This is a genomic window from Hymenobacter sp. B1770 (assembly GCF_049896385.1).
Taxonomy (GTDB): Bacteria; Bacteroidota; Bacteroidia; order Cytophagales; family Hymenobacteraceae; genus Hymenobacter.
Genome location: NZ_JAFCUF010000010.1, coordinates 129,881 through 143,005, shown reverse-complemented (window position 1 = coordinate 143,005; position 13,125 = coordinate 129,881). Strand labels below are relative to the sequence as shown.

The 13,125-nt window shown below is 54.7% G+C and carries 6 protein-coding genes; 3 read left to right on the top strand and 3 right to left on the bottom strand.

Translation table 11 applies throughout. The features are described 5' to 3' along the window. Positions 1 to 1,499 precede the first annotated feature (1,499 nt). Positions 1,500 to 1,685 (top strand): hypothetical protein, encoded by a 186-nt coding sequence (locus ACP7AJ_RS18395; RefSeq protein ID WP_426061661.1) that lies wholly within the window; start codon positions 1,500 to 1,502, stop codon positions 1,683 to 1,685. A 174-nt stretch (positions 1,686 to 1,859) separates the two neighbouring features. Here the strand turns inward: ACP7AJ_RS18395 and ACP7AJ_RS18390 are convergent, their stop codons facing one another. Both ACP7AJ_RS18390 and ACP7AJ_RS18385 read right to left on the bottom strand, forming a co-directional pair. Continuing rightward, a complete protein-coding gene (locus ACP7AJ_RS18390; protein ID WP_426061660.1) occupies positions 1,860 to 3,305 on the bottom strand; it encodes an amidohydrolase in 1,446 nt (481 codons plus the stop codon). Between the two features lie 293 nt (positions 3,306 to 3,598). After that, positions 3,599 to 6,496 carry a PA14 domain-containing protein gene (locus ACP7AJ_RS18385; protein ID WP_426061659.1) on the bottom strand — a complete coding sequence of 966 codons (2,898 nt, stop codon included), beginning with the start codon at positions 6,494 to 6,496 and terminating at the stop codon, positions 3,599 to 3,601. Between the two features lie 451 nt (positions 6,497 to 6,947). Here ACP7AJ_RS18385 and ACP7AJ_RS18380 point away from each other — a divergent pair, with 451 nt between their 5' ends. Further along, on the top strand, positions 6,948 to 9,071 hold the full coding sequence (locus ACP7AJ_RS18380) for a hypothetical protein (protein WP_426061658.1): 2,124 nt from the start codon (positions 6,948 to 6,950) through the stop codon (positions 9,069 to 9,071). Between the two features lie 52 nt (positions 9,072 to 9,123). On the opposite strand, the gene ACP7AJ_RS18375 is transcribed toward ACP7AJ_RS18380, so the two are convergent. Further along, positions 9,124 to 9,666, bottom strand: a complete 543-nt coding sequence (locus ACP7AJ_RS18375) for a 2'-5' RNA ligase family protein (RefSeq protein WP_426061657.1) — start codon at positions 9,664 to 9,666, stop codon at positions 9,124 to 9,126. A 196-nt stretch (positions 9,667 to 9,862) separates the two neighbouring features. Between ACP7AJ_RS18375 and ACP7AJ_RS18370 the strand changes: the two genes are divergently transcribed. Beyond that, positions 9,863 to 11,290 carry an erythromycin esterase family protein gene (locus tag ACP7AJ_RS18370; RefSeq protein ID WP_426061656.1) on the top strand — a complete coding sequence of 476 codons (1,428 nt, stop codon included), beginning with the start codon at positions 9,863 to 9,865 and terminating at the stop codon, positions 11,288 to 11,290. Positions 11,291 to 13,125 lie beyond the last annotated feature (1,835 nt).

Below are 13,125 nucleotides of genomic sequence, written 5' to 3'. Positions count from 1 at the left end.
GGGTTAACCGTGCAACTACTCCCGTAGTAGTATTAGTGTGGCGTGCGGTGAGCAGCTTTTGCAGCTTACCGGCACCCCGACGGGCCAAATAAGTAACACCGACGAGCTTGCTTTTCGTTCACTCCCGCTCAACTTTTTCGCTTCCGTTTAAAGCTCTTTTCGATTGGGAGTGCAAAGGTAAGAAGAGTTTTTGGATCAACAAACCTCTCAAGTTTTTCTTTCAAAAGAATTTTTTGATTCGGTTGAAAAAACACCTTCAGTAGCTGGGCAGAGGGGTAAACCTTGGAGCCAACTCTTTCGTTCATTCCTTTTCAGTTTTCTTCCGGTTGAAGCTTCTTTCTGATTGGGGGTGCAAAGGTAAATAGAATTTCTATCCTTGCAAGGGATGGTGTGATTTTTATTTCTCTTTTCTGGCGCTGTTGAGTTGAAGGGGTTAATGGGTATTAGACGACATTTACAGGGTAGGCTAAGCACATGCTCTTATTCGTTGGTGTTCGATGGGAAAGCTAACGGGGTGCCAATTGCCGGATAGTGGGGCCAACGTAGCGAAGTGTATCAATAGCAGGTTGCTTATTCATAAACACCTAGATTATTTCGGTGAAAAAGAGAGGTCATTGGCTGCTTTGCCCTCCCAATAGTCGGAATACTGATATCAAAAAGATGAGCTGTTGTCTAAGGGGCATCCGTATGCAGCGTAGCTTATACCGATGCTAAGTTTAAAGTAGCGGGGGTGGTTATATCAGTCAGGTATGGATAGGGGTAGAGGCACTTCGTAGCTTGCGCTGATGAAACGAAAAAGCAAGAAAAACTTTTGGGTGCACGAATTTCTGCCTAAAGCAGCTTTAGTTATCGCGTTGGCTGCCTTACTCACAAGCCTAGAGAAGTGTGGGGTGATTAATCGTTGGTAGCAAGCAGGCGTGTCCTTATATAAGAAAGGAATGTTGGGAACGCTCTTTATTTGTGGAGAGGAGCGGACAAGAGCAAGGATTGTATTAGGGAGACTGGTGGAACGCCCACATGCTCCACCTCAAGATTGTTAATCCTGAGGTGGAGCATTTCTGACGTGGCTCTTGGTGCTGGCTAAGTCAGCGGCCAATGCCTGCGACTTAGGTGTGCCGGTGATTTCATCACTGGGGTCTTGCCTGGCTATTTGGATTGGGGAGCACAGGCAATCATCCCATAAGAACAACATCATAAAAGAAGGCGAACGCAAAGTGTGAAACCTTACTATGTGAGTGGGGGCCAAACCAGCCAATCAATGGTGTTTAGCTTAGTGGCTGATGAGAATTAGCAAAAATGAATAGCAATTGGACGTAGGCTTGAGGCGGGTTTGACGTTTATCCTAATGTTGAGGTGCTATAAAAGTTTGATGAAGAACTACATAGGATAAGTAGGAAGCGAGTTTAAATTTTATTTATGAAAAGTATGAAAAAAACTGTTGTAAAAACAAAAAAGGCTGTATCATTGTAAAGATTTACAGATTAACCATAACTTTTGACATGAAAACTGCATTGGACATAGCGCACGAAGCGTACGCCGCACGCAAACAGGCAGAGCGCCAGGCACACATGCTGCAATTGCGGCAGGAAATGATGGCTTCGCTTTCCCGGCAGGGAGGTTCGGGCCGTGGGCAGAACGCTCACAAGAAAGCAGCTGCAAGTATGCAGCATTCACACACTGATTAATAATTAGGTATAATATAATTATACTCAATTATTAAGTATAGGGCCCCTGTTAGCGGATAGTTAAGGCGCCGAAAAGGGCTTTGCTCTTAGAATGATATTGCGTTGGTTGGGCACAGGCCTCGCGTTGGCAAGCTGGCGCAACTCGGAAAGCGTGAAGGGTATGGGCCGGGTTGATTAGTCCCGGTAGTTGAGAGCGGGTTTACGGTCGCCGAGTAATGGCTTGTAAACGTAATTCCCTACATCTTGCTTGAACTCGCTGGTTGCTTTTGCAAGCAGGGATGGGTCAGTAAGTAGGTCAATGCCAGTGAGGGCCATGGCTTTGGCAGCGACGAGCATGCCTTTGGTACCGATTTCCTGCCCGCTGCAGGCAACGGCCTGCCAACTGTGAGCGGGGGTGCCGGGTATCCAGGTGGCAGTGAGGAGCCCCACAGTGGGCACGACATAGCTTACATCGCCCACGTCGGTGCTACCGCCGCCGTCGAGCGTGGCAAAAGGCGCGATAGTGGCAGCGCTTTCAACAGCAGGCGCGGGGAATCCCAGCGAAGCTTGAATCTTTTTGCCGAAATCCAACTCCTGAGGGCTGTAGGTGACGCCACCTACGCGCTCGAGGTTGCGCTGCGCTGCCATGGCGAGCGTCTCGTTGAGCAAAAGGTCGTGGGTACCGCCAATGATTTCATAATCCATGGTGGTGCCGGTGCCGAGGGCCGCGCCCTCTGCGGCTTTTACGACGCGCGCAAATACGTCCTTGACATTGTCGCGATTGGGGTGGCGGACGTAATAGTAGACTTCGGCAAATTCCGGAACCACGTTGGGGGCTTTGCCGCCGTTGGTGATGACATAGTGAATGCGGGTTTCCTGCGGAATGTGCTCCCGCATCATGTTCACCATGTGGTTGAGGGCTTCTACGCCATCCAAGGCACTGCGCCCGCGCTCGGGAGAAGCAGCGGCATGCGAGGCTATGCCGTGAAAACGGAATTTGGCTGAACTGTTGGCCAGGTAGTTATTCATCATGGCGCGGTTCTCATCGTTGGGATGCCAGTGCACTACCGCGTCGACACCGTCGAAGAGGCCGGCGCGCACCATATATACTTTGCCGCTGCCGCCTTCTTCGGCTGGCGTGCCATATACTTTAATGGTGCCTTTGAGCTTGCCTTCTTTAATAAGCTTTTTGAGTTCGATGCCGGCGGCCACGCTGGCCGTACCAAAGAGGTTGTGGCCGCAGCCGTGGCCAGAATGAAGGCCTGCTACAGGCTTTTTTTCGGCTCCGGCCTGCTGAGATAGGCCGGGCAGGGCGTCGTATTCGGCCAGGATTCCAATTACGGGTTTGCCACTGCCGTAGGTGGCTACGAAAGCGGTGGGAATATCGGCTACACCAGCCTGGACTGAGAAGCCGTTGTCGCGCAAGGATTTCTGTAGAAGAGCCGAGCTTTTGGTTTCTTTATAGCCAACCTCGGCAAAGCTCCAGATGCGAAGAGCGGTTTGGCGATAGTCCGTGTAGCGCGCCTGGATGTCTTGAATGGCTTGGCTTTTCAAGGCCTCGACATCGGCCGTGGGAGGCACGGCGGGGTGGGATGCCAATAGGCCGGCGCTTAAGAGGCAGAGCAAGTAATGCTTTTTCATGTTGGAAACCCTAGCGCGGGCGGTTGACGTGATTGCCAGCGACATGTACGGCCGAAATTAGCATTGGTGGCGGCAGAATATTTAAGGACTGCTTCCGCACTTATTTAATATGAAGAGAGAAGTGTAAAGCTAATAGCCGAAATACCTATAAAGAGGCACGACAGCAAGCTGCGATGTGCTGAATCAAGAAATTTGTTTCATATAAAAGCCCCGCTTTATTCACCGTTCCTAAGGCGGTGAATAAAGCGGGGCTTTTATATAAGGACAGGTGGTTTTCTCCTGCCAACCTCCGATTATTTTCCGAACACTAGTTTCTGGGTCAGAACATTTTTATCGGTAATTAGCCGTAGCACATACAGTCCATGGCTCAGGCCTTGGGCTTCGATGGTAAAGCGTTGGGCACTGCCTGCTTCGCTTTGGCCGGTGTAAAGCTGCCGGACGAGCTTGCCCTGCAAGTCGTAGATGGCTAAGCTGGCTTTGCCCGTGCTGGCTAAGCTGAACTGAACCGTGGCTTGGTGTGTGAAGGGATTAGGGTAGGCCAGGAGCTCGGTGGCTTGGCTGCCTAGGCCTTTGGCGGCGGCAGAAGCAGCGAGGGAGGTTTGGGCGCTGGCAAGGTTGGCAGATGGAACGAAGGGAATGAGAACGTTGCCGGGGATGGGCTCCTGGCGGGTACCATCGGGCTGACGCCAAGCTACGGACAGGTAGCCCGGTCCCCAAGCTTGCTTGTGCAGGGCTTCGATGTAGTAGCGCGTGCCGGCCTGCAGCTGCACCGGAGCCGACTGTTGGCTGGGATACCGCGCAAAATCACGCGAGGAACTGGTCCAGCTGGTGCAGGTGGCAATGCTTACTTTCTTGGCGGGGTCGGCGTCGGTGCTCAGGAACAGCTCGGCCGCGTCGTCGCCCACTATCCAGAAGGTGTAAGGACCGCTAGTGGGAGGACAGAGGTAGCCACGCACCCGCGCCCCGTAGTTGGTTTCGCTGAGCGCGGGGGCTTCGAACTGAGTGATGGTAGCACTGCTGCTCGGAGCGGTTGAGGTGGGTATGGAGCCGAGGGTGGAGCCGGATACGTTGCTCCAATGCTCACGCAGCAGGCTGCCTGTGCCGGAGCAGGCGACCGTAGTAGGTGGGGTAGTAGGGGCAATGACGAAGGGGGAGAGCTGACTGCCCGGGATAGGCTCCTGGCGGGTGCCGTTGGGCAGCTGCCAAGCTACGGACAGGTAGCCCGGGCCCCAGCCTTGCTTGTGCAGGGCTTCGATGTAGTAGCGCGTGCCGGCCTGCAACTGCACCGGAGCCGACTGTTGGCTGCTGTAGCGGGTGAAGTCGCGCGGAGAGCTGGTCCAGCCGGCGCAGGAGGCTATGCGTATTTTCTTGGCGGGGTCGGCATCGGTGCTCAAGTACAGTTCGGCGGCGTCGTCGCCCACAATTGAGAAGGTGTAAGTACCGCTGGTGGGGGCGCAGATATAGCCGCGGACCCGGGCCCCGTAGTTATAAGCAGTCTGGCCGGATACTTCAAACTGTGTGATGGCGGCCGTGCTGGTGGCGGGCTGGCTGAGCGGGATGCTGGCGATTGTGGTGCCGGACACGTTGTCCCATTGCTCGCGTAGGAGGGTGCCTGTGGCTGAACAAACTGCCAGGGGCGGGGCTGCCGTGCCGATAAAGAAAGAAGGCGTGGTGGTGAGCTCAATGCCTTGGGCGGACTGCGTGGTTTTGGCGGCGGTGAGGGAGTAATCCCACTCGTAGCGCTCTACGGTGCCAATGTTGGTAGCGGCCGGGAAGCTATAGGTGGCATTGGCTTCTTCCACGTTATCAATTAGGGCCTTGGCCCAGAGCACGTATATGAACTGGCCGTCTTTGCCGAACGCGCCGCCGTCGATGCTCGCGGGGAGGTTGAGGGCAGTGGTGCGGGCAGCATCGTAGCGGTAGCCGTACAGCAACTTGGATGTGGTGGCGAAGGCGCGGCCGAGCTGGACCAGCTTGGTGGCGCCGGGCCCGTCGCGCTTAAGATTTTCGTAGAGGCCCATCAGGCCAATTTCTTCGCCGCCGGATACAGAAGTACCTGGGGCTGGCGCGTCTACGGTTTCGCCAATTTGATACAGGTAGAATTGCTTGATGTCATGCTTCTGGGTGAGCACCAAAGCCTTGATGCCGAAATTGCGCTGCCGCTCGTCGGAGCCAGTGCGGTCGCCGGAGGTGCGGCGGCTTACATTTGATTCGCTCAGCGTCAGCAATTTCTTGGGGTGGGTGGTGCCGTTGTAGCCATACTTATCGAGCACGGCCACCATTTCGTCCTTGTATTGAATGACTTTGTTGGCCGAATAGTCGGAAGTGCGGCGGTAGCGGAAGCCACCAATTTCGTTGTCCCAATAGTGCAGAGCATAGTTGGGATAGGCGTGGTAGCTTAAAACATCGAAGTAAGCGCCGCCCTTGCGGGAATATTCGGGGGTAACAGCGCCTTCGTTGGGGTTGTCGGTGTAGCGCAGTAGGGCATCCACGTACTCCGGGTAACCCACGCTGGTCGACACGTAGGCCTCGGGGTGGTACTTCTTGACCACCTCGTAGGTGATGCGCAGCATGCGGATGTAGTGGTAGAACGGGGCCCGTGTGTTCAACTGCTCGTCCGGAGTAGGAGCACGGGTAAGCCAAGCGGTGGCGCTAGCGCCGTTGGCAAAGTCGGGCTCGTTGAGTACCTCCCAGAAACGAACCTTGTCGCCGTAGTTGAGCAAGAGTTTGTAAACGTAGATGGCGTAGTAGTTGGTAGGATTGACGGTGCCATCGCTGTTCCAGATGGGAGCGTACAGATTAGCAAACAACTTAGAAGACTGGGCACTGGCAGAATAGGTATTCCAGTCGCGGTGGGAATCTGAAGGTCCTTCGATGAAGCAGGTCAGCTCCTTCATGCCCAGATTATTGACGTAGTTGTTAAACTCGTTGACACGAATTTTGTAGCCGAACGCTTCAACGAACCACTCGGGCAGGGTAGGGCGCAGCGAGTGGCCGCCCGTTGCCTGCAGCAAACCAGCCAGGGCTTCATCAGTCCAAGTGGTACCGTAGTAGCCGAGGTTGGCGCCGTACTGGTAAGGCTCGTTGTAGGGCCGAACGTATTCGTCAGCGGTTTGGGCCAAGGCCGAGGGCCCGGCAAGACATAGCCAACATAGGGCAATGAAGGTTAGCTTTTGGAAGAGTTGTTTCATGTATTATCAAATAAGAGAAGGGTAAATGAAGAACTTAAGAATTGGGTAAAATTGAATGAATTGCATATTGAAATGAACTATGCAATTGTTGAGCTTAATGTGAATGGTTACTTGAACTTAAAAAGAAACCTCGTGATGTAGCCAATAAATTTTAAATTTCCTTGGAATATTATATATAAACTGGATTGCTATGTCTTTTGTCCAAGGTTTGATAGATAAAATATAATAATTGGGATTATATGATATATTGACATCTGAAATCCTATCTGCTGAGAAAAACGCAGGAGTTCATTGGTTTTAAAAGTTGCTTGTTGGCTGCTAGCAACTCTTGTTTGCACTGGCCTTGTGGGTGAGGCATGCGAGGGGGGGCGGGGCTTACCTACTTATGCTTGCCCGTACCCCGCGCTGACTTTTTGCGTAACCTCAAGAGTTGATACCCTTTTCAATTCGTATGAAAGTTGTTCTTACGCTTGCCCTTCTGCTGGTCACAATAAGCTGTTCTTCACCTTCGGCGCAGTCGATGGATGCTCCCGCGGCGCCTGTGCCCACCGGGGAACCAGGCTATGTGAACGGCGTGCTGCCCCTGGACCTGAGCACCATGGTGTACCAGCAAAACAATGTGAATGGGCCACCCACTGCGTTGTTCTTTCCTACCGATAAGGACCCCACCAACACGTTTAACCCCGGCCACGGGCTGCTGCTCAACGAGCACACCATTGTGATAGACTTCCCCCCGCAGTGGGACGCCAAGAACCTGAAGCTGCGAATTCTGGACGGCAAAGGCGAATTCAACCCCGGGCAGCGCTACTACGCAGTGGCCCGTGGCAGCGGAGGCGCCGAGAAGCTGGTGCACACGTTTACTGGCCAGCGCTACAACGAAGTAGAAACCGTGGAGCTTCCCCGCGACATCGTGTACGAGCGGCTGGTGCTGCGCGGGCCAAAGAATGCGCAGCCCGCCAAGCTCGAAATTGTGGGCGACTACCGGCCATTTAAGCCGGTGAAGTACCAGCGGCAGCGGGCCCCATTGGCCGATTTCACGGGCGCCAATGCTTTTCCCTGGAATTTCAATAAGCCAGACGGGGGCTCCATTAGCGAGGAGAAATACGGTGCTATGCGCGACGCTTTTGGGGGCGTGCTGCGCATGTATGTGGAGCTGGAGAAGTTTGTGCCGGAGGCAGGGCAGCACCAGTTTCGGTACTGGAACCTGGACAAAGTAGCCGGCCGGGCCCGGGCCGATGGCAAGGAGCTGATGCTCACCTTTGTGCACGCTACCAAATCGGAGATGGAGACTTGGCCTAAAAACAGCTACGAAGGCAAGGAGTTTGCCGACGTTGACGCCTCGCCCCACGCCTTTACCGCCGACTATAGGCAGGAGGCGGCTTACAAGCCCTCGGGGGAGGCAGCCTACCAAATGGCTGCCCGCTATGGGTACAACAAAAACATTCCGGATGCCAACCTGAAGCTATACACCGTGCCGGAATACCCCAACGCGCCGGTAGCCCAGCCCCGCAAGGGCCTGGGCTATGTGCGCTATTACGAGGCGCACAACGAGCTCGACAAAGACTGGAAAGGCCTGAGCCACTACATGAGCGGCTGGAAAATGGGCCTGCACCAGTCGGTGGTGTACGACGGCGCCCAGGGCCGCTTGGGTTCGGGCTGTGGCATTAAAACTGCCGACCCCAGTGCCATAGTGCTGAATGCGGGCCTGGCCAAAGCCACGCCCGATGCTTTTCGGGGCATGATTGACTGCTGGAAAAAGACCCGCGGCTACAAACCGGATGGCAGCCTCGACATCCCCCTGGACCAGTGGAACTACCACCAGTACGCCACCGACGGGGGCGGGGCCCAGCACGGCGGCAAGCAAACCCGTGGCATTGCCCCCGAAAACAGCCGGCTGGGCGCAGCCGCCAAGCGCATGGTCGATTTCTCCAATATCTACGGCGGGGGCAAGCCCGTGGTCCTGACCGAAACCGGCTACGATGTGCACCCACTATCGCCGCTGGCGGCGGTCCGGGCCAGTGATTTGACCGCTTACCCTAAACGTGAGCTGATTCCGGAGGCCCGCATCCATCTTACCCAAGGGGTGTGGTCGCTGCGGACGCTGCTGGAGGTAGCGGCCCACGGCATCGATGGCATTGCGTGGTATCAGGCGTTCGACGACAATGGGAAGGTGCCTTATGTATACCAGTCCTGCGGCATGCTGAACTCGGATAACACCCGCCGGCCAGCGGCCGATTTTCTGATGCAAGCACGGGCACTGATGGGCAACTACAAGTTTCAGGAAAGAAAGAGTGAGAACCCGCGGGTTGATATCTGGACAGACGGGAAGGAACGAATGGCGGTGCTTTGGCTGCCGGTAGAAGACGATACGAAAAGCACCTATGCGCTGCCCCTCGAGACGAAAGGCTTGTACTACACCCCGGTGGTAGGGTCCGACCGCATGGCTCAGGCCAAGCTGGCAATGAAGAACGGCGCGGCGGCAGTGCCGCTTAGTGAGTTGCCCGTGTTTGTGCCGTTGGCAGGCCCCGTGGCTGCCAGCAGTTCTGCGCAGCCCAAGGAAGCCAAGAAAAAATGATGCCGTAATGAAACGCTGCTGGTGCCTGCTGCGCCCTTGCTGAAGAGTGGTTTTATTGGTCCGCCAGCTCGAAGGTGGCCCGGGCTTGCCACTGCTGCCCATTGTGGCGAAAGAGCGTGAAGGTGCGTACCTCAAAGGCGGCCTCGTAGGTGCGAGCAGCGAAGAGCTGGCGCAGCTCCGGAACCTGGGTGGGGGGCAGGTCGCGGGTGGCTAGGGTGAGGTGAGGCGTGAACGGACGGTTTTCGGGCTTTATCTCGGGCAGGTGGGTGCTGCACCACTCCAGAAGGGCCGCGTGGAAATGCTTGGCAGGAGCGGTTTCGCTCACGTGAACGAAAAGGGTGCGATTGCCAAACCAGGCAAAGTCGCGGAGCCCAACCGGGAAGGGCGGCTGCGTTGCGGCGAAAGCAGCAAGCGCGGCAGTGCAGCGGGCTTCAAAGTCGTCGTCGGCTCGTAGCGGGGGAACGAGGGTGATGTGTGGCGGCAAGCGCACAGCATTGCGGCTGCCGGTGAGGCGATGCACTTCCTGCTTCAAGGCCCAGGTTTCGGAAAATACAGGCTCGGGCGGAAGCAGCGCAACCAGGTAGAGCGTCTTCATAAGTAGGAAGCGTAAGGAAGCGTGACTTCTTACGAAAACGGCTGGCATAAGTGGCAGGTGGCAGCAGGAGGTGCCAGGACCCCGCCCTGCAATAAGCGCTGCGATAACATGGGATGGCGAAAACAGGTACAATCTGATTGTGGAGCCGGTCGGTTATGGTATTATTTCAGCTAAACTTATTATGTGCCGTTATCCCTTGCGCCAAATAGCACGCGCCCTGCTGCTGGTTGCCTTATGCTATGGCTGCGAACAGAAACCGTCGGCCAACCAAGCCAATGCCCCTGAGGCGCCCGATGCCATGCCCATGCTGGCGGTGGGTGGCCCGCCGCAGGGCCCTAAGCCCGTGCACCTGGAAATTCCAAGCCATCCCTTGCGCTCTGAGGCCGACCTGGACCCGTTGGTGCAAGCCATTGGCAACGCCCGGGTGGTGCTGCTGGGCGAGGCTTCGCACGGCACCCACGAGTACTACACGTGGCGGGCGGCCCTGAGCAAGCGACTGATTGAGGAAAAGGGCTTCAACTTCATTGCGGTGGAAGGGGAGTGGGCCGACTCTTACCGGGTGAACAAATTCATCAAAGGCCCGCAACAGGACAGTGCCGCCGCTGTGCAGCTACTAAAACACTACAACCGCTGGCCCACCTGGATGTGGGGCAACTACGAAGTGGCCTCGCTGGTTACCTGGCTCAATGGCCACAACCAAAAGCAGGCCGCCGCCAACAAAGCCGGCTTCTTTGGGCTCGATGTATACTGCCTTTGGGAAGCACTGGCCGACCTGACGCCCCACTTACAGCGCACCGATGCCGCAGCACTGCAAGCAGCCCAGCGGGCCCAGCGTTGCTTTCAACCCTACAGCCCAAGCGCCGAAGAATATGCCCTGGCCGTAGCCCGCGCCGATGCCGACTGCCGGGCTACGACCAGCCGGCTGTGGCAGGCCGTGGTGCAGGCAACTGGCAAAGAGGTGCCTCGAGAAGAGAGCCAGTTTGTGGCCCAGCAGCATGCCTTGGTGGCCCTCAACGGCGAGCGGTATTACCGGGCATCGGCTACTGGCTCGGCAGAGTCCTGGAACATTCGCGACCGGCACATGGCCGAAACCCTCGACCGCCTGCTGACCCTGCATGGCCCGGCTAGCAAGGCCATTGTTTGGGAGCACAACACCCACGTGGGCGATGCCCGCTACACGGACATGGCCAATAGCGGAGAGGTGAACGTAGGGCAGCTGGTGCGCCAGAAGTACGGGCGTGAAAATGCATTTATCTTGGGCTTCGGCTCGTACCAGGGCTCCGTGATTGCGGCCGATGCCTGGGGGGCACCCCACAAGGTGATGCCCGTGCCCGAAGCCCAAAGCAACAGCTGGGAAGACATTCTGCACCGCAGCAACCCCGGCAATAAGCTAGTGCTAATGAAAGACCTGCGCGACAACAAGTACCTGAAGCGCCGCATTGGCCACCGTGCTATCGGGGTGGTGTATAACCCCCGGGTGGAGCGGTTTGGTAACTACGTGCCTTCTGTGGTTCCCCAACGCTACGACGCCTTTATGTTCATCGATAAAACCCGGGCCCTGCAGCCGCTGAACACGCCAGTGAAAGGCAATGAGCCCCCGGATTTGTATCCGTCGGGTCTATAAGCTGCGTAGAGGCGCCATAATTGCTGTACTGGAGCAATAGCTCCGGTACCGTTGGAGTAGTAGTCCAGACGGGTTTAGCGTGCGATTGCACCACAAATTAAGGCCACGCAATCAGTGGATGCACTGTGTATATAAGCCAGCTCTGAAAGGTCGGCGGCATAGGTATGAGTAGGCTTTGTGCACGGCCACAATCAAAGCAACAGGCTTGGGATAATTCTGAACCAGAAGGACAAGGGCTTTTAAGGTGCCCGTTGACTTCATCGATTGGTTCGGTGAACGGTTTCAACTAAGAATGTCTCAACGGAATGCTTAGTCGTCCTGACGATGATTTGATGTCACACGCCTCCCATACGCAAAGCAAAATGGTTTTAATAGGCATAAAGCCTCTCTCAGTATTTTTAAAGTCAATGTGCTCTGTTGAATTAATGCTTAACAAAAGTAGCAGAACAAGCTCTCAAGGAGGATTAACATGTTTATTATCCAATAAATAATATTACTACTAAATAAAATAATTAAAATGAATATTGAAAAAGTGTTGAAACTTAAAGTTAATTACGTTAATTTAGATTAGTCAAGAGAAAAGCCATGAGCTGTTGTGTGCAACAGTTGAGCTATTATGTGTGACCGCATGTGCCAACCAAAATTTATGGCGGAGTAACGGATAAAGAGCTGAAGAGAGTCCCGGTAAGCCGAATGGGGCTTTGTGTCGAATGCAGATTACGTCTTTACGTCCATGCCTGGACAGGCTTCAGGCCCAACGCAAATAGACGCCCAACGGATTATATAAAATATGGGTTTTTTCATAGTCTAGGCTATGAACGGGATGCTTTTGCCCCGCGATTTCTGGTCCATTAGTACCATGGTTTCTTATGGAAAACCTTGGTCTGCTGTCGCCCTGACAGCCACCCTAGACACGAATGAATGTCAAATCCTTTTTATCAAATGTCATGAATACAACTTTTAGAGCACCCAATTCTACACGTTCTAGCTGGCTACACTTCCTGCTTCTGCTAGTAGCAGGATTTCTGTTTTCTGGCAACGTAATAGCGCAAACCTCCACTTTTTTTGATTTACCTGACCCCGACCGGTGTACTTCGAAAGATTTAGAAGTTGTATCGGCCTCAGTTGCTGGCCCCAACTGTCCTACCTGTACACCCGGTTCGACTATAACTGCTCCATTGACTATTGCCATCCATAATAAAACAGGTTCGGTACGGACCTCTTTTGCATTCTTTGGAACACTAACCCGAACAACAAGTACTGGAACGACTTCTGAACCAATACAAGGTTGCGTAGGACCAGTTCCTGCTAACGCTACAACATCCTTTACCTCGGGCACTCCTACTGGAGGGACGCTTCAGTCTATTACTTACGTATGTGGCCAAACCTTAACGCTCTCTAACCTCTATCTAGCCTGGACCGATGCTTCTGATGGACTAGCAAGACAATGCCCACTCGACCCCTCTAAAATTGCTCCTAAATGCGGAACTGCTACTTCCATTGTAATTAGAACTCCGCTGACGGCTTCGCTGAGTGCCACCCCCACTTGCACAGGTGGCAGCATAACGGTTAGGGCTAGCGGCGGCACTGCGCCTTATGAGTACAGCATAGATGAAGGTGCATCATATCAGGGTTCCGCTACATTTGATGGCCTTGCGTCCGGTAGCTACTCAGTGATTGTTCGAGATGCATCAAGTCCCACGCGTTGCACTTATACAGCTGGACCCATTACCTTGACGGCACTACCAGCTCCGGCTGCTCCAACTGTTCAAGTAAGTGCGCCAACTTGTACTGCTAGGTCGGTGGCTACCGTTACCTCGAGCACGGCTGGTCTC